The sequence below is a fragment of the Massilia mucilaginosa genome, assembly GCF_011682145.1.
GTDB lineage: Bacteria > Pseudomonadota > Gammaproteobacteria > Burkholderiales > Burkholderiaceae_D > Telluria_A > Telluria_A mucilaginosa.
Genome location: NZ_WHJH01000002.1, coordinates 204874 through 222699 on the forward strand (window position 1 = coordinate 204874; position 17826 = coordinate 222699).

15 protein-coding genes are annotated in these 17826 nt (G+C 66.0%); 9 read left to right on the forward strand and 6 right to left on the reverse strand.

Translation table 11 applies throughout. The features are described from left to right. Positions 1 to 90: 90 nt before the first annotated feature. The gene (locus F2P45_RS03415; RefSeq protein ID WP_166870549.1) at positions 91 to 579 is read right to left on the reverse strand and encodes a PEP-CTERM sorting domain-containing protein; all 489 of its coding nucleotides are present in this window, start codon (positions 577 to 579) and stop codon (positions 91 to 93) included. Positions 580 to 821: 242 nt separating this feature from the next. Then, entirely contained in the window at positions 822 to 1721 is a 900-nt protein-coding gene (gene rpoH / locus F2P45_RS03420; RefSeq protein ID WP_166870551.1) for an RNA polymerase sigma factor RpoH, read from the reverse strand. Between the two features lie 483 nt (positions 1722 to 2204). Between rpoH and F2P45_RS03425 the strand changes: the two genes are divergently transcribed. Continuing rightward, complete coding sequence (locus F2P45_RS03425; protein ID WP_166870553.1) at positions 2205 to 6692, forward strand: putative Ig domain-containing protein; 4488 nt, start codon at positions 2205 to 2207, stop codon at positions 6690 to 6692. A 76-nt stretch (positions 6693 to 6768) separates the two neighbouring features. Here the strand turns inward: F2P45_RS03425 and ftsX are convergent, their stop codons facing one another. The 4 genes from ftsX to F2P45_RS03445 all read right to left on the reverse strand — a co-directional run bounded on the left by ftsX (position 6769) and on the right by F2P45_RS03445 (position 10615). Continuing rightward, positions 6769 to 7689 carry a permease-like cell division protein FtsX gene (gene ftsX, locus F2P45_RS03430; RefSeq protein ID WP_166870555.1) on the reverse strand — a complete coding sequence of 307 codons (921 nt, stop codon included), beginning with the start codon at positions 7687 to 7689 and terminating at the stop codon, positions 6769 to 6771. Further along, a complete protein-coding gene (locus F2P45_RS03435) occupies positions 7686 to 8360 on the reverse strand; it encodes a cell division ATP-binding protein FtsE (RefSeq protein WP_166870557.1) in 675 nt (224 codons plus the stop codon). Before F2P45_RS03435 ends, ftsX begins: the two co-directional genes overlap by 4 nt. 6 nt (positions 8361 to 8366) lie before the next feature. Then, the gene (gene ftsY, locus F2P45_RS03440) at positions 8367 to 9527 is read right to left on the reverse strand and encodes a signal recognition particle-docking protein FtsY (protein WP_166870559.1); all 1161 of its coding nucleotides are present in this window, start codon (positions 9525 to 9527) and stop codon (positions 8367 to 8369) included. 134 nt (positions 9528 to 9661) lie between these two features. Then, a complete protein-coding gene (locus F2P45_RS03445) occupies positions 9662 to 10615 on the reverse strand; it encodes a MerR family transcriptional regulator (RefSeq protein WP_229504899.1) in 954 nt (317 codons plus the stop codon). A gap of 291 nt (positions 10616 to 10906) precedes the next feature. Here F2P45_RS03445 and F2P45_RS03450 point away from each other — a divergent pair, with 291 nt between their 5' ends. Genes F2P45_RS03450 through F2P45_RS03485 form a run of 8 tightly spaced genes read left to right on the forward strand, consistent with a single transcriptional unit; the run spans position 10907 to position 17795 of the window. Beyond that, positions 10907 to 12205, forward strand: a complete 1299-nt coding sequence (locus F2P45_RS03450; RefSeq protein WP_166870561.1) for an NAD(P)/FAD-dependent oxidoreductase — start codon at positions 10907 to 10909, stop codon at positions 12203 to 12205. Further along, positions 12192 to 13010, forward strand: coding sequence for a DUF1365 domain-containing protein (locus tag F2P45_RS03455; protein ID WP_166870563.1), 819 nt, complete (start codon positions 12192 to 12194; stop codon positions 13008 to 13010). Before F2P45_RS03450 ends, F2P45_RS03455 begins: the two co-directional genes overlap by 14 nt. Beyond that, positions 13007 to 14239 carry an SAM-dependent methyltransferase gene (locus F2P45_RS03460; RefSeq protein WP_166870565.1) on the forward strand — a complete coding sequence of 411 codons (1233 nt, stop codon included), beginning with the start codon at positions 13007 to 13009 and terminating at the stop codon, positions 14237 to 14239. The genes F2P45_RS03455 and F2P45_RS03460 overlap by 4 nt, the downstream gene beginning before the upstream one ends. A 1-nt stretch (position 14240) precedes the next feature. Beyond that, positions 14241 to 14783 carry a chalcone isomerase family protein gene (locus F2P45_RS03465; protein WP_166870567.1) on the forward strand — a complete coding sequence of 181 codons (543 nt, stop codon included), beginning with the start codon at positions 14241 to 14243 and terminating at the stop codon, positions 14781 to 14783. Then, positions 14780 to 16027, forward strand: coding sequence for an MFS transporter (locus F2P45_RS03470; protein ID WP_166870569.1), 1248 nt, complete (start codon positions 14780 to 14782; stop codon positions 16025 to 16027). Before F2P45_RS03465 ends, F2P45_RS03470 begins: the two co-directional genes overlap by 4 nt. Positions 16028 to 16045: 18 nt before the next feature. After that, positions 16046 to 16600, forward strand: a complete 555-nt coding sequence (locus F2P45_RS03475; protein WP_166870571.1) for a DUF3833 domain-containing protein — start codon at positions 16046 to 16048, stop codon at positions 16598 to 16600. Next, the gene (locus tag F2P45_RS03480; RefSeq protein ID WP_166870573.1) at positions 16597 to 17364 is read left to right on the forward strand and encodes an SDR family NAD(P)-dependent oxidoreductase; all 768 of its coding nucleotides are present in this window, start codon (positions 16597 to 16599) and stop codon (positions 17362 to 17364) included. Before F2P45_RS03475 ends, F2P45_RS03480 begins: the two co-directional genes overlap by 4 nt. Next, entirely contained in the window at positions 17361 to 17795 is a 435-nt protein-coding gene (locus F2P45_RS03485; protein ID WP_166870575.1) for a nuclear transport factor 2 family protein, read from the forward strand. Before F2P45_RS03480 ends, F2P45_RS03485 begins: the two co-directional genes overlap by 4 nt. The last annotated feature ends 31 nt before the right edge of the window (positions 17796 to 17826 follow it).

A 17826-nucleotide genomic window follows, 5' to 3' on the forward strand; every position in this document is an offset into this window, starting at 1 on the left:
TACGTGATAGCACAACATTGTAAGAAAGATATTGGGAGCAACAGGCGGCCGCCGGCGGCAATCGCGGCGGCCCGGATGGCGGCTTCGCGCTCAGGCGTCGAGACTGTCCTGCAGGCGCTTGCGGGTGCCGCGCGTGAGCACGATGACGGCCACGCCGACGCCGAGCATGATGTAGGTTTCCGGTTCCGGCACCGATTGCGAGGCCACGCTGGCGCGCGTGCCGGCCGTGTCGAAGGCGCTGCGCGGCTGCTTGTCGAAGCTGCGCACGTCCGGGTAGGCCTGGCGCAGGGTGGGCGCGCTCCAGGAGCCAAGATTGCTGTTGGCAACCACGCTCAGCGCAGTGGCGAGATCGTGTTCGTTTTCGCCCAGCACGTCGCCGGGGCGCAGGTGCATGGCGCGGGTGACATCGGCCAGGCCGCGGCTGGCGCGCGCGTCGGCCAGTTCGATGCCGCCATGGCTGGCGTAGCGTTTGGTCACATTATTCAGGGCAGGGGACTCGATCAGGGCCGGAGCGGCGCCGGCCAGGCCGGGCGCCAGCAGCAGGGCGGCCAGATGTCGTGTCCATGTTAAGTATTTCATTTGCAGACTACCTATTCATGTTTAGCTGTGAAAAAGGCTGTGACGGCGCTCGGGGCAGCTCGGGGCCCCATGATTGCCGCGCCCGGATACCGGCACGGTATGCATGATACGTCAAAGTCGAATTATAAATATGTAATCAAGTGTATTGACTTGTACAAGCTTGACGAATTGTACCGACAAAAAAAATGCCGCCTAGTCTACACCAGGCGGCATCGGCGCGGGGCGCCGGACGTGCGCTACTCTCAGATAAATGCTGAAAGTGCACCTTTCATCTTTTTCAGCGCGGCGCTTTCGATCTGGCGGATGCGCTCGGCCGAGACGCCGAATTCGTCGGCCAGGGCGTGCAAGGTCGCTCCCGAGCCGTCGTCGTTGGCCAGCCAGCGCGCTTCGACGATGCGGCGCGAACGGGCGTCAAGCTTGCCCAGCGCGGTTTCCAGGCCTTCGGACTGCAGGCGCGTGACCTGTTCGGCTTCGAGCACCTTGGTCGGCTCGGACAGGTCCGACGACAGGTAGGCGATCGGCGAGAATTTGTCGTCTTCGTCGTCGGTCGGCGCTTCGAGCGCGATGTCGCGGCCGGACAGGCGCGTTTCCATCTCGATCACTTCTTCGCGCTTGACGTCGAGCAGCTTGGCCAGCGCATCGATCTGGGTCGGGCTCATCGCGTCCAGGCCCTGCTTGTTGCTGCGCAGGTTGAAGAACAGCTTGCGCTGCGCCTTGGTCGTGGCGACCTTGACCAGGCGCCAGTTCTTCAGGATGTACTCGTGCATTTCGGCCTTGATCCAGTGCATCGCGTACGACACCAGGCGCACGCCCTGGTCCGGGTCGAAACGCTTGACCGCTTTCATCAGGCCGATATTGCCTTCCTGGATCAGGTCGGCGTGCGGCAGGCCATAGCCGAGGTAGCCGCGCGCGATCGACACCACCAGGCGCAGGTGCGACAGCACCAGCTCCTGCGCGGCGCCGAGGTCGTTGTTCTTTTGCAGGCGCTGGGCCAGGGAAATCTCTTCTTCGTGGGTCAGCATCGGCAGGCGGTTCACCGCCGAGATATAGGCGTCGATATTGCCCAGGTTGCCGGTGAAACCGAGTCCTAAAGCACGATTGCCGGTCGGAACCAATGCGGATTGTGCGGACAACGTCATCATGTATTTCCTCGTAGAGTTCTGTGCTGCATCATCGAATGCCCGGGCCGGAGTCCGGTCCGGGGCGACTGTTGCGGTCTGATGCCAGCGGTGGCTTCGGGTCTTCCCCGCCATGCAAGTCCCTATATTAGCACTCTCTGCTTAGGAGTGCCAATGTGCAGAATGTATGGCCGCGATAGCGAAATCTTATTGCTTGCAGGCAACCATAAATTGGCAAGTTTCACTCTAGTCGAGGAGTGCATTCACGCCTTGATACGGATCAAGGAAGCGCTGCGGCGCATCGCCATTTGTTTGCGCCAACGCGCGTCGACAGCCGCCGCCAGTATCGCCCGGTACGGTGCGGGGCTCTGTACGCTCACACACGCTGGGCGCGCCGGCGGCGCAGTTGCGTACCCGCGACGGAGACATGTAAATGTAAGAAGATGTATTGACATGGCGAAAGAATTTCTTTAAAACAATGACATCTCAACAGTTTTGAAAGACATCATGACTCCCATCATCATCGACGGCGACGACAATAACAACTATCTGAATGGCGGCTCAGCGGCGGAAGTGATGAACGGAAAGGGCGGTGACGATTTCCTGTACGGCGGCGATGGCAACGATACCCTTGACGGCGGCGCCGGCAACGATATCCTCGATGGCTCCTTCGGCGCCAACACTTACCGCTGGGGGCGCGGCGGCGGACAGGACGTCGTCGTGCGCGGCGGCGTGAGCGATGCCGGCATGAACCTGCTGCAACTGGGCGATGACCTGGCCCCGGCCGATCTGCGCCTGGAGCGTTACAACGACGACCTGGTGCTCGGCATCGCCGGCACCACCGACAGCCTGACGGTGCACGGGTTTTTCATGCCGGGGGTCGGCTACAACGGCGCCATGGCGTGGGCCTACCCGCTCAGCGAAATCGGCTTCGCCGACGGTACCCGCTGGGACATGCAGGCAATCCAGAGCCAGGTCAAGCTCGGCGGCAGGCCGTTGACCGTGCTCGACGACCAGGATAATTATCTGTACGGCCCCTTCCTCGACGGCGCCGGCGGCAACGACATGCTCTCCGGCTCCGGCCCGTCCGTGCTGATCGGCGGCAGCGGCAACGATACCCTGATCGGTTCCCAGATGGACGATGTGCTGGCCGGCGGCAGCGGCGACGACAGCCTGGTCGGCGGCTTCGGCAACGATTTTCTCGATGGCGGCAGCGGCAACGACCTGCTCGACGGCGAAGGCGGCTTCGACACCTACCGTTTCGGCTACGGCAGCGGCCAGGACAGCATCGCCGCGCCCAAGTACGGCCAGGGCGACAGTTTGCTGATCGACATGGCGGCCGGGGTCCAGGCCGGTACCCTGACGGTGCTGCGCCCGCTCCCGGACAGCCCGGACCTGGTGCTGGAACTGCCGCTGAGCGGCGAGCGCCTGACCGTCAAGGATTATTTCATCGCGCCGCGCACGGTGAGCATCCACTTCGCCGACGGCAGCGTGATGAGCAAGTCGGCGATCGACATGCGGGTCTACGGCGGGATGCCGGTCAACACGGTCAACGGCACCGACGGCGCCGATTTCCTCAATGGCGGCTATGACAGCGACATCCTGCGCGGCGGCGGCGGCGACGATACCCTGGCCGGCCAGAACGGCGACGACCTGCTGATCGGCGGCGACGGCAACGACATGCTCGATGTCTACCACGGCAACGATGTCGCCGACGGCGGCGCCGGCGACGACCGCTTCCTGATCGGCGAGGGCCGCGCCACCTTGCTGTTCGGGCGCGCCTCCGGGCATGACTTGCTGCTGCCCGGGTACGGCGGCAGCGGCGTGACCACGGTGCTGCTGGAAGCGGGCATCGGCGCGGCCGATATCGTCCTCACCCGCAGCGATAACGGCCAGGGCCCCGAATTGCTGATCGGCGTGGGCGGCCCCGGCGCCAGCCTGCGGGTGGCCGCGTATTTTCCGCCGATGGAGATGCAAGGGCCGGCCATCGCGCTGCAGTTCGCCGACGGCACCCGCTGGGACAAAGCGCTCATCGACAACCTGCTGCTGACCGGTAACGACGAGCATAACGACCTGCGTGGCACCATCGGCAACGACCGCATCGACGGCCGCGGCGGCAACGACGTGCTGCATGGCTTGCAGGGTAACGACCTGCTGCTGGGCGGGTCCGGGGTCGATGCGCTGCTCGGCGGCGAGGGCGACGATACTCTCAACGGCGGCCAGGGCGAGGACTACCTGGACGACAATGTCGGCAACAACACCTATGTGTTCGCGCGCGGCGACGGGCGCGACATCATTTTCAACAATCTGAAGATGCCGGAGCTGCGCTACCAGACCATCGTCTTTAGCGCCGGCATCCTTCCCGAGGAAGTGCATGTGCAGCGCGTCAACCGCGGCAGTTTCGACGACCTGCTGCTGACGGTCGACGGCGCGCCGGGCCAGGAAATCACGGTCCAGGGCTACATCTTCAACGACCCGGCGTACGCCACCAATATGCAGCTCAAGGAAATCCGCTTTGCCGACGGCAGCAAGTGGGACGCGGCGGCCATTTCCCAGCGCGCCAACCTGGGCACCGAGATGAACGAGAGCATCGCCGGCACCGAGGGCAACGATGTGATCGACGCCAGGGGCGGCGACGACACCCTGCTTGGCCAGGGCGGCGACGACACCCTGATCGGCGGGCGCGGCGACGACAACTTGTCCGGCGGCAACGGCTCCGATGCCTATGTATTCAACCTGGGCGACGGGCGCGACATGCTGATCGACATGCGCGAGACCAGCGGCGAAGGCAACACCCTGCGCTTCGGCGCCGATATCAAGCCGGCCGACCTGCGCGTGACGCCGAACGGCTCCCATCTCGAACTCGCCTATGGCAATATGGGCGACATGATCGTGCTCACCACTGGCGGCGAGCCGGGCACGGAGAGCGCCATCAAGCGCATCTACTTTGCCGATGGCAGCACCGGCTTCGTCGGCGATTACTTCAACCAGGCGCCCGTGCTGGCACTGCCGCTGCCCGACCAGGCGGCGCTGGGGGGCCAGCATTTCAAGCTGACCCTGCCAGCGGGCATGTTCACCGATCCCGACGCGGGCGACGTGCTGAACCTGATGATGGCGCAAAGCGACGGCTTGCCGTTGCCCGCCTGGCTGCGCTTCGACCCGGCCAGCGCCACCCTGGAGGGCACGGTCCCGCAGGGCTTGCAGGCCAACATCCCGCTGCGCGTGACCGCGAAAGACCTGGTCGGGCTGCACGTCACGGATGACTTCATCCTGGCCGTGGGCGCCGCCAACAGCGCACCGACCGTCGCGCTGCCTGTCAAGACCATCACCACCTACGAAAACAGCGGGTTCAGCGTGCGCACGCCGACCTTTGCCGACGCCGACATCGGCGACACCCTGAGCATCAAGGTGCGCATGGCGGACGGCAGCGCATTGCCCTCGTGGCTCTGGTTCGACGGCAAGGAAACCCTGAAGGCCGTGACCGATTACGACCGTGCCGGCAATTACCAGCTGGTGGCGACGGCCACCGACCAGGGTGGCCTGACGGTATCGAGCAACATCGACATCGTCGTCAAGAATGCCAACCGGGCCCCGGTGCCGACCGAGGCGCCCGGGACGCTCAACGCCGCGCGCGACACGCCGTTTTCCTTCGCGCTGCCGGCCAGGACCCTGGTCGACCCCGATGGCGATGCCGTCACCTACCGCCTGACCCAGTCGGGCGGCGCCGCCTTGCCATCCTGGCTGAGCTTCGATCCGCTCACCCGTACCCTGTCCGGCACGCCCCTGGCGGGCGCCGCGGCAACCTTGTCGCTGGCGCTGGGCGCGACCGATAGCGGCGGCTTCAACGGCGCCATCGGCTTCAAGCTCAACGTCGCAGCCGATGCGGCGCGCAACCTGAGCGGCAGCGCCGGCGCCGATGTGCTCGATGGCTTGTCGGCGGGTGACACCTTGTTGGGCCAGGCCGGCAATGACCGGCTCAACGGCCAGGCCGGCAACGACGTGCTCGACGGCGGCCTGGGCGCCGACCGCATGGCCGGCGGCATCGGCGACGACCGCTACCTGGTCGATGCGGCGGGCGACCAGGTGGTCGAACTGGCGGCCCAGGGGCGCGACACCGTGGTAGCCTCGGTCGGCTACACCCTGCCCGCCAATGCCGAGGTGCTGGTACTGGGCGGGGTGGGCTCGCTGGCCGGCTACGGCAACGGCACTGACAACGTCTTGTACGGCAATAGCGGGAATAACTTCCTCAATGGCAACGGCGGCAACGACCTGTTGCAGGGCGGCGCCGGCAACGACAGCCTGGTCGATACTATGGGCAAGAACCTGTTCGACGGCGGCAGCGGCGTCGACACGCTCAGCGGCGGTACGAGTAACGAGCTGTACATCGGCGGCGCCGGCAACGACATCATCACGACCGGCAGCGGGATCGACATCATCGCCTTCAACCGCGGCGACGGCAGCGATACGGTCACTCCCGGCAGCGTGGCGGACAATGTGATTTCGCTGGGACGCGGCATTACCTACGCCGACCTGACGTTCAAGAAAGTGGGCAGCGACCTGGTGTTCGGTACCGGCGCCGGCGAGCAGATCAGCCTGAAGAACTGGTTCGGCGCGGGCAGCTACCACAGCGTGGGCAAGTTGCAGATGTTCATCGACGGTAGCGTCGACTTCCTGGCCGCGTCGCCGCTGGCCATGCACAGCCAGAAAGTCCAGCAGTTCAACTTCGATGCGCTGGCCGGCAAGTTCGAGCTGGCGCTGCTGGCCGATCCGGCGCTGGCCAGCTGGAGCCTGGCGCCCGAGCTGGCCGGCGCCTGGATCAAGGCGAGCGGCAACATGGCCATCGGCGGCGACCTGGCGCAGCAGTACGCGGCCGGCACCCTGGCCAACGTGGCCCAGGTCCCGGCCTTGAACATCATCGGCAGCAGCAGCTTCGGCGACGGCCAGTACCTGACCTATCCGATCAACCTGGCCGACGGTTCCGGCTTCCTGATGTAAGCGCCATGCAAAAGGGGCCGCACGGTGCGGCCCCTTCGATTGTCTTGATGGCCGCGCAAGCGGCCATTTTTTCGTCCTAGCGCAGGCGCGCCAGGTGCCTGCGCACCGACAAAACCGCGCCGGCCAGGCCGAGCGTGGCGCTGACCGCCAGCAGCAGCCCCATGAAGACGGGACCCAGCGGCGCCAGCTGGAACGACGAGCCGTACAGGCGCGCGAAGTCGCCGATGGCGAGATTGAGCGGCTGCAGCGACAAGGTCACCGCGCCGAGCGCCACGGCGCCGGCGCACAAGCCGAGCAAGCCGCCGGTGTAATAGAAGGGACGGTGGATAAAGCCGTCGGTCGCACCGATGAGTTTGCTGACGGCGATTTCGTCGCGCTGGGTCAGCACCTGCAGGCGGATCGTATTGAACACCACCGCCACCACCACCATGCCGAGCGTGACGGCCAGCAGCAGCAGGATCAGGCGCAGCACGCGCAGCAGCGCGGCCAGGCGCTTGACCCAGGCCGAATCGACCTGCACCGCGTCCACCCCGGGCAGGGTGCGCAGGCGCGCGGCGATGGCGTCCACGCTGCCGGCTTCGTTGACGCTCCTGAAACTGTCGAGTTTGAGCACATAGCCGTCCGGCAGCGGATTTTCGCCCAGGGTGGCCAGCACGTCGGTCAGCCCGGTCTTGCTGTTGAGGCTTTCGAGCGCCTGTTCGCGCGGCACGAACACGATGCGCGACTTGGGATCGGCCAGGATGGCGCGGATCGCCGGTTCCATGGCCAGCGCCTGCTCGCGCGTGGTACCGGCCTTGACGAACAGGCTGATTTCGGGCTCGACCGAGAGCTGCTCGGACATCGGGCGCACATTGTCGAGCAGGGTCAGGCCGGCGAACGGCAGGGTCAGCGCGATGGCCACCACGATCACATTGAACAGGAAACTGAGCGGCGACTTGCCCAGGGTGCCGAGCGCCGAGCCGATCGCGAAACTGTGTTGGCGGAACCAGCGCTTCATGTGGCGTCTCCCACCACCGTGCCGTGGTCGAGCCGGATCACGCGCGCGTGCTTGTGGCGCGCGGCGTCGTACAGCACCAGTTCGTCATGGGTGGCGATCAGGCAGGTCACGCCCACCGAGTGAAAGGCGCGCAGGGCGTCGAGCACCTTGTCGGCGCTGGCGCGGTCCAGGTTGGCGGTCGGTTCGTCGGCCAGGATGATCTGCGGCCGGTTGACGATGGCGCGCGCGATGGCCACGCGCTGCTGTTCGCCGCCCGACAGTTCGAGCGGCTTGGACAGGGCGCGTCCTTCCAGCCCGACCTTGTCGAGCGCGGCGCGCGCGCGCAGTTCGGCCTCGGCCCTGGAGGCGCCGGTCACCAGCAGCGGCAGCATGGTGTTGGCCAGGATCGAACGGTCGGTCAGCAGGCGCTGCTGCTGGAAAATCAGGCCGAGGTTACGCCGCAGGTAGGGCAGGCCGGCCTTGTTCATGCGCCCGATATCCTGGTCGTTGACCAGCACGCTGCCCGAGGTGGGGCGTTCCATGGCGGCGATCATTTTGAGCAGGGTCGACTTGCCGGCGCCGGAGGGGCCGGCCAGGTAGACCAGCTCGCCGCGGGCGATGTTCAGGGTCACTTCGCGCAGGGCGATGGCGTCGGCCGAGTACGTTTTGGAGACACACCTAAATTCGATCATGAAAGCTTATCCCAGCAGCGCCTCGACGAATTCGTCGGCGCTGAACGGTTGCAGGTCTTCGATTTTCTCGCCGACCCCGATGAAGTACACCGGAATCGGGCGGGTGCGGGCAATCGCGGCCAGCACGCCACCCTTGGCGGTGCCGTCCAGCTTGGTGATGACCAGGCCGGTCAGCTGCAGGGCGTCGTCGAAGGCCTTGACCTGGGCCAGCGCGTTCTGGCCGGTGTTGCCGTCGATGACCAGCAGCACTTCGTGCGGGGCGCCCTCCATGCCCTTGCCGATCACGCGCTTGATCTTTTTCAGTTCTTCCATCAGGTGCAGCTGGGTCGGCAGGCGCCCGGCCGTGTCGACCATGACCACGTCCATCTTGCGCGCCTTGCCCGATTGCACGGCGTCGAAGGCCACGGCGGCCGGGTCGCCCGACTCCTGGGCGATCACGGTGACGTTGTTGCGCTGGCCCCAGACCATCAACTGCTCGCGCGCGGCGGCGCGGAAGGTGTCGCCGGCGGCCAGCAGCACCGATTGCTCGTACTTCTGCATGTGCTTGGCAAGCTTGCCGATGGTGGTGGTCTTGCCGGCGCCGTTCACGCCCGCGATCATCATCACCAGCGGTTGGTGGCGGCCCAGTTCGAGCGGCTTGACCAGCGGACGCAGCATGTCGGTCATGAGCACCTTGAGCGCGGCTTTCACGGCGGCGGCATCAAGCAGCTTGTCTTCCTTGACCTTGCGGCGCAGCTCGGTGAGCAGGTAATCGGTGGCGTCCATGCCGGCGTCGGACATCAGCAGCGCCGCTTCGAGCTCCTCGTACAGGTCTTCGTCGATGCGCGCGCCCACGAACAGCAGGCTCAGGTTGCTCGACGTCTTCGACAGGCCGGCTTTCAGGCGCGCCATCCAGGAACTCTTGCTGTCGGCCTCGCTGCCGAGGCGTTCGGCGGTTTCGGGAATCAGTTCGCTACCGAAGGCCGGCACGGCCGGCGCCACGAAGGTCGAGGTGCTGCCGTAGCGGCGCGACGGCGCTGGCGGCGACTCGGCAAGGGCTGCGCCAACGACGGCGGCCACGGCTACCGGCGTGACTGGCACGGCCGGGGCGGGCGGAGGGGGAGCTGCGGGCGGCGTTGGCGGCGGAAGATCGGGAGCGGGCGGTTTTTTCTTAAAAAAACTAAACATGGGAATGTGGTGGAGGGCGCAGCATGCTGATGCCCGGCGGCGCCGGGCACGACGAAATCGATGCCGCGTATTTTACCAGAGCAGGGCGGGGTTTCCCCCGCCAGGCTGGCCGCTGCGCTGTACCAAGCACTTACTTAACTGGCAAGGGCCGTATTCTGTACCCGCCAGCGCGCCACCGCCGTGTCGATATCGTGCAGGTCGAGCACCCGGTTGGGCCCGAGCTGGCGCCGCGCCAGCGCCGCGCAACTGCCGCCGGCCCAGACCTGCACACGCTCGCCCAGCCGGCTTTGCAGCTCGATCACATTGTCGATTGCCGCGCGCGGCGACATCACGCTCGAAAACGACAGCGCCACGATGTCGGCGTGCTGCACGCGCGCCGCTTCGACGATGTCGGTGAGCGGCGTCTGCACGCCGAGCGAGACGCAGTGCGCGCCTTCCAGCGCGAACAGCGCCTCGGCCATCAGCAGGCCCAGGCCGTGGCGCTCCTGGGGCACGGTGGTGAGCAGGATGCGCGGGACGGCGTCGGCATGGCCGACCTGCTGGTTGGCCGAAAAGATCGCATTTCTCATCACGCTTTGCAGCATTTCGGCGAACAGGTGTTCTTCGAAGATGGCCAGGCCGCCGGCGGCCCAGGTTTCGCCGACCAGCGTGGTCAGGGGCGCCACCAGTTCCAGCACGAAGCGGCGCAGGCCCAGTTGCAGCAGCGACTGCGCCATTTTCTGGCGCAGCTCGTGCATCTGGTGCGCCTTGATCATGGCCAGGCACTGGCGCAGCACCGGATCGTCGGCGTCGCCGGCGATCGAGCCGGTGCCGGACTTGCTGGCCATGTTGCTCAGCTCCTCCGTACTCAGCTGCATGATCTTGCCGGGCCGGTAGCCCATGTCGAGCAGGCGCTTGACCACGCGCAGGCGCGCCACCTGGTCGAGCGGATACTGGCGCTCGCCGTTGGCGTCGCGCTCGGGCTGCGGAAAGTTGTAGCGCCGTTCCCACACGCGCAGGGTTTCCTTGGGGACGCCGGTCTCCCGTTCAACGTCGCTGATGCTGCTGAAGACGGCAGTGGTCGGTACTTCGCTCATTGTCGCATTCATGGTTTGTTCAGGACATCATCCTGATTGTAAGTTGAAATCATGCGCATAAAACTACTGTTTATATCAGCTTGTTTTCACGGTCCGCTTCCAGCGCGACATGATGCCATGCCTGTGGATTTTTCTGCTCAGTATTAAATCGCGTTTCTTGAATCCAATTTCCTACCCGTCACGTATATATCCATGTTGCCGCGTTTTGTCATGGACAAAGCGTTGACAGATTTCATTATTTCACGGATTATCCGTCAGATGGGGAGTTTGTCCTAGACAAAACAAGGAAAACAGGTGGATGTGATGAAGATTGCAGTGATTGGGGCGGGGATTTCCGGTTTGTCGTGTGCCTACCGGCTTGTCCATGGCGGGGCGGACGTGACCCTGTACGAGGCGGGCGCTTACTTCGGCGGCCACAGCAATACCGTCGACGTCACCCTGGACGGCGTCACGCACGGCGTGGACACCGGTTTTTTGGTGTTCAACGAGCGCACCTATCCCAATCTGATCGCCCTGTTCGCCGAGCTTGGCGTGGAAACGGCGCCGAGCGACATGTCGTTCTCGGTCAAGCTGCCGCTCGGGCAGCAAGCCGGCGCGCGCGTGCTGGAATGGGCCGGCAGCAATCTCGACACCCTGTTCGCCCAGCGCGGCAACCTGCTGCGCCCGCGCTTCCTGCGCATGGTGCGCGACATCCTGCGCTTCAACCGGCACGCCAGCAGCCTGGCCACGGCCAACCGCATGCCGGCCATCTCGCTTGGTGAATTCCTCGACCAGCACAACTACAGCGAGCAGTTCCGCGCCTGGTACCTGCTGCCGATGGCCGCCTGCATCTGGTCCTGTCCGTCAAGCCAGATGCTGGCCTTCCCGGTGGCCACCTTCATTCGCTTCTGCCACAACCACGGCCTGCTGCAGGTGAGCGACCGGCCGCAGTGGCACACCGTGCGCGGCGGCTCGCGCAACTATGTCGACAAACTGCTGGCCGCGATTCCCCGGCGCCGCCTCGGCACGCCGGTGACGTCCGTCACGCGCAATCCGGCCGGCGGCGCGCGTTCGGTGCGGGTCGATACCGCCCAGGACACCGAACAGTTCGACCACGTCGTCATGGCCTGCCACAGCGACCAGTCGCTGGCGCTGCTGAAAGACGCGCGCGAAGACGAGCGTTCGGTGCTGGCGGCGGTGCGCTACCAGCCCAACCGCGCCGTGCTGCACACCGACGCCAGCTGCCTGCCGCGCAGCCGCAAGGCCTGGTCGGCCTGGAATTACCAGAGCACGGCGTCGGCCACGCCGCAGGTGTGTGTGCACTACCTGCTCAATGAGCTGCAGCCGCTGCCCTTCAAAACGCCGCTGATCGTCTCGCTCAACCCGATCGACGAACCGAATCGCGCACGCGTGCTGCAATCGTTCGCGTACGCGCACCCGGTGTTCGACGATGCCGCCGTGGCCGCACAAGGGCGCCTGGCGCTCTTCCAGGGGCAGCAGAACACCTGGTTCGCCGGTGCCTGGACCGGCTACGGCTTCCATGAAGATGGCCTCAAGTCGGGCCTGGCCGCCGCCGCCGCCCTGACCCGCCTGATGCAGGGCACGCGCGATGCGGCGGCCTGACCCGGCGCCCGCGCCGCGCGCGCAGCTGTGCTTCGGCCAGGTGCGCCACACGCGCCTGCGGCCCGTGCTCAACGCCTTCGCCTACGCCACCTATTATGTGCGCCTGCCGCTGCGCGCGATGGCGGCGCAAGGCTTCGGCTGCGCGCTGTTTTCGCGCAACCGCTTCAACCTGCTGTCGTTCGCCGACGCCGACCATGGCGACGGCAAGCAGCCGCTGGTCGACTGGATCGACGGCCTGCTGCGCCAGGAAGGCATTCTTGATGCCGATGGCGAAGTCTGGCTGCAAACCATGCCGCGCGTGCTCGGCTTCGTGTTCAACCCGGTCTCGTTCTGGTTTTGCCACCGGCGCGACGGCGCCCTGCGCGCGCTGGTGTGCGACGTGCGCAATACCTTCGGCGAACGCCATTTCTATTTGCTCGACACCGGCGCCGACATCGCCAACGGCCAGGAACTGCACGCGCGCAAAGTGTTCCACGTCTCGCCCTTCTGCGAAGTGCAGGGCGGCTACCGCTTCCGCTTCACGCACGTCGTGCGCATGAAGGATGGCCAGGCGCAGGACAGCACGCTGGCCTGCATCGACTACCACGACGCCGACGCTGATGTTGACGGACCGCTGCTGCAAACCAGTTTGTCCGGCAGCGCCGCGCCAATCACCGCCGCCAGCGTCGCGCGCGCCTTCTTCGGTTTTCCGCTGATGACGGCCGGCGTGGTGGCGCGCATCCATCTCCAGGCGCTGCGCCTGTGGCTGCGGCGCGTTCCCTTCTTCTCCAAACCGACTCCACCCCAACATAAGGTAACCCGATGAGCTCCCAATCCCTGCCATCGCTTGTTCCGGCCGCGCCGAGCCATCGCGCGGCCACGTCCGCGCCCTCGTCAGCCAAAGTCATTCTCAAGCTGCTCGAAAACCTGAAACACGGTGCGCTGACCTTGATCACGCCGGACGGCGCGCAGCGGCACTTCGGCGACGAGTCGGTTCCGGTGATCCTGGAACTGCATAACTGGAACTGCTTCAGCGCGGCCCTGCGTTCGGGCGACATCGGCTTTGCCGAAACCTATATCGAGGGCGACTGGCAGACCAACAACCTGACCGCCCTGATCGCGCTGCTGGCGCGCAACCGCGCCGCCATCGAAACGCTGGTCTACGGCAGCTGGTGGGGCAGCCTGGCGTACCGCATCAAGCACCTGTTGAACCGCAACAGCAAGTCCGGCAGCCGCAAGAACATCCACGCCCACTACGACATCGGCAATGCGTTCTACACACTGTGGCTCGACCCGTCGATGACCTATTCGAGCGCCTTGTATACAGAGGCCAGCGGGCGCGACCTGGAACAGGCGCAGAAGGCCAAGTACCGCAGCATCCTGCGCCAGCTGGATGTCTCGCCCGGCCAGAAGGTGCTGGAAATCGGCTGCGGCTGGGGAGGCTTCGCCGAACTGGCCGCGCGCGACGCCGAAGTCCATGTGACCGGGCTGACCCTGTCGGAGCAGCAGCTGGCCTACGCCAGGACGCGCCTCGACAAGGCCGGGTTATCGGATAAAACCGACCTGCGCCTGTGCGACTACCGCGACAGCGCCGGCCAGTACGATGCGATCGCCTCGATCGAGATGTTCGAAGCGGTGGGCGAGAGCTACTGGCCGAGCTACTTCGAGTGCATCGCGCGCAACCTCAAGCAGGGCGGGCGCGCCTGCATCCAGACCATCGTGATCGCCGACGAACTGTTCGAGCGCTATCGCAAGGGCACCGACTTCATCCAGCAGTTCATCTTCCCGGGCGGGATGCTGCCGTCGCCGTCGGCCTTCGAGCGCATGGCCTTCGAACATGGCTTGACGGTGACGAACGCATACCGCTTCGGGATCGACTACGCCGACACCCTGGTCGCGTGGCGCCAGGCCTTCCATGCGCGCATCGACGAGGTGCGCGCGCAGGGCTTCGACGAGCGCTTCATCCGCACCTGGGAGTTTTACCTGTGCTACTGCGAGGCCGCGTTCCGTGAAAAGAACACCGACGTCATGCACTTCACCCTGACGAAAGCCTGAGATGCGGCGCCGCCAGCTCCTGCTGTCCGCCTGTGCGCTGATGGTCGTCAAGTCCGCCAGCGCAGCTCCCGGCCATATCGAAGAACACCTGCCGCAGGCAAGGGTGGCCGGCAAGGGCACGTTTACCTGGTTCTCGCTGGCGATCTACGACGCCGAACTGTGGGTGGGCGACCAGGGCTACCGGCCTGACGCTCCCTTTGCCGCGCCGTTTGTGCTCGACCTGCGCTACGCGCGCAAGCTCGATGGCGTCAAGATCGCCGAGGCCAGCGCCGAGCAGATGGAAAAAATCGGCGCCGGGACGCCGCTTCAACGCGCCCAGTGGCTGGCCAAAATGAAGACCATCTTCCCCGATGTGAAGGAAGGCACGCATATCAGCGGCGTGTTCCTGCCCGGCGCGGGCGCGCGCTTTTACCTCGATGGCAAGGCGCTGGCATTGGTTCCCGACCAGGACTTTGCGCGCGCGTTTTTCGGCATCTGGCTCGATAGCGCCACCAGCGCGCGCGCGCTGCGCACCGCACTGCTCAAAGACGCCGCGCCGCGATGAGCCGCCTGTCGCTGGCGAAGCTGCTCTCGTACGGCCTGTTCGGCCTGCCGCTGGCGATGGTCGCGCTGCCGATCTATGTTTACCTGCCCCAGTTTTACGCCGAACGCGCCGGCCTGTCGCTGGCGCTGATCGGCGCCGTGCTGCTGGCCGCGCGCGTGGGCGCCGCTTTCATCGACCCGCTGCTCGGCTGGTGGATCGAGCGCGGGCAGGGCGCCTATGCGCGCTACGTGGCGCTGGCGCTGCCGCTGCTGCTGGCAGGCTTCGTGGCGCTGTTCCATCCGCCGGCGCTGGGCAGCCTGGCGACCATGGCCTGGTTTCTCGGCACCCTGATGCTGGTCTACCTGGGGTTTGGCATCGCCACCATCGCGCACCAGAGCTGGGGCGCGGCGCTCACCCAGGCGCCGCTCGAACGCGCGCGCGTGACCGGCGTGCGCGAAGCCTGCGGCCTGGCCGGCGTGGTGCTGGCCGCCGCGGTCACTGGCGCGGCCGGCTACGACGCATTGAGTCTGGCCTTCGCCGCCACCCTGGCCGTGGGCGGCGCGCTGCTGCTGGTGCGCGCGCCGCGTGCGCCGGTCAAGGCGGCATTCGAAGCGCGGCCCGGCTGGCGCGCCATGGCCGCGCCGTTTCGCCAAGCGCCGTTCCGCGCCCTGTTCGCGGTGCTGATCGTGAACGGCATCGCCTCGTCGATTCCGGCCACGCTGTTTCTGTTTTTCGCCGCCGACCGCTTGCAACTGGGCGCCATGTCGGCCCTGTTCCTGATCATTTACTTCGCCGCGGCGGCCTGCTCGATGCCGCTGTGGATCGCCGCCGCCGCCCGCTTCGGCGAGGCGCGCGCATGGGCGGCCGGCATGCTGCTGGCCGCTGCCGTCTTCGTCTGGGCTTTCGGGCTGGGCGCGGGCGCGAGCATCGCCTTCGGCGTCATCTGCCTGCTGTCAGGGCTGGCGCTGGGGGCCGACCTGGCGCTGCCGCCGGCGCTGCTGGCCGGCGTGATCGCCGGCGCCGGTCATGCGGGCGGGCGCGAAGCGGCCTATTTCGGCGTGTGGAACTGGGGCGTGCAAATGACCCTGGCGCTGGCCGCCGGCATCGCCCTGCCGCTGCTGGCGTGGCTCGGCTACGTGCCCGGCGCGGGCGGCGGCAGTGGTAATGGTACCGCGGCGCTGGCGGCGGCCTACGCACTGCTGCCGTGCGCCCTCAAATTGCTGGCCGCCGCCATGTTGTGGCGCGCGCCGCTTCGTCACTGTTGATCACCAAAGGATAGCCCCATGAAACTCCACAAGATCTTTGCCGCCGGCGCGCTGGCGCTGGCCATCGCCGGCTGCGGCACGCCCTCGCCCGACACCTATGCGAAGCAGACCCCGGCGCTCGACATCACCCGGTACTTCAACGGCACGCTGGACGCGCACGGCATGTTCCAGGACCGCTCCGGGGAAGTCATCAAGCGCTTCGTGGTGCAGATGCGCTGCACGTGGAATGGCGACACGGGCGTGCTCGATGAAGATTTCGTCTACTCGGACGGTACCCGCCAGAAGCGCATCTGGACCCTGACCCGCACCGGGCCGAACACGTTTACCGCCACGGCGGCGGACGTTGTCGGCACCGCGCGCGGCACCGTGTCGGGCAATGCGCTGCGCTGGCAGTACGTGCTGGCGCTGCCGGTCGACGGCAAGGTGATCAACATGGATATGGACGACTGGATGTTCCTGATCGACGACAAGGTCATGTTGAACCGCACGGCGATGAGCAAGTTCGGCGTGAACCTGGGCAGCGTGACCTTGTCGTTCACCAAGCGCACGTCAGCGCTCGTGGCGCCGCAATGAACCCGCGCATCAAGGAGTGGCGCGGGCAGCGCGTGTGGATGATCGGCGCCTCGACCGGGATCGGCGAGGCGGCGGCGCACCTGTTGCTCGACCTGGGCGCGCGCGTGGCGTTTTCCGCGCGCAGCGCCGACAAGCTGGAACAGACGGTGGCGGGCGAACCGCGCGCGCTGGCGCTGGCGCTCGACGTGCTTGATCACGCCAGCGTGGACAAGGCCTGCCAGCGCATCGTGGCCGAGTGGGGCGGCATCGACCTGGTGCTGATCGTCGCCGGCGGCTACAACGAAATGCGGGCGGACGCGATCGACCTGGCGGCGGCCAACCGGATGATCGACCTGAACCTGCGCGGCGCCTTCAACTGCCTGGACGTGGCGCTGCCGCTCCTGCTCGAACAGGGCGCGGGCGGGATCGGCATTGTCGCCTCGGTGGCCGGTTACGGCGGGCTGCCCAAGGCGCTGGTGTACGGACCGACCAAGGCGGCGCTGATCAACCTGTCGGAGTCGCTGTATCTGGACCTGCGTTCGCGCGGTGTCTCGGTGTACCAGATCAATCCGGGCTTTGTCGACACGCCGCTCACGGCCGGCAACGACTTCAAGATGCCGGCGCTGATGAGCGCCGCCGATGCCGCCTATGCGATGGTGGACGGGATCGAGCGCGGCGACTTTCATATTCATTTTCCGAAGCGCTTCACCAACAGCATGCGCCTGGCGCGCCTGCTGCCGTACCGCCTGTATTTCTGGCTGATCCACAAGGTGACCGGCTTATGAACCGCGCGCCCGAACTGGCACGGCTGGTGGCGTTCTACGAAGGCATCGAGCGCGCGTCGATGCGCGCCCGGATCGAGCAGATCTACGCGCCCGATGCGCAGTTCAAGGACCCGTTCAACGAGGTGCGCGGGGTCGGGCCGATCGTGGCTATCTTCCAGCATATGTTCGAGCAGGTCGACCAGCCGCGTTTTGTGGTGACGTCGACCGTGCTGCAGGGTGACGATGCCTTTTTGACATGGGAGTTTTTGTTCCGGATGAAGCGTTTTTCAAAGGAGCCGCAATGCATTCGCGGGGCGACCCGGATTCGCTTCGATACGAACGGAGCTGTAATGACGCACCGGGATTATTGGGATGCCGCCGAGGAGCTTTACGAGAAGCTGCCGATAATAGGAAGCATGATGCGCTGGCTCAAACGCGCCGCAAATAAGTAGGCTGTCGGGACCGGCCTACATATGCATCAAT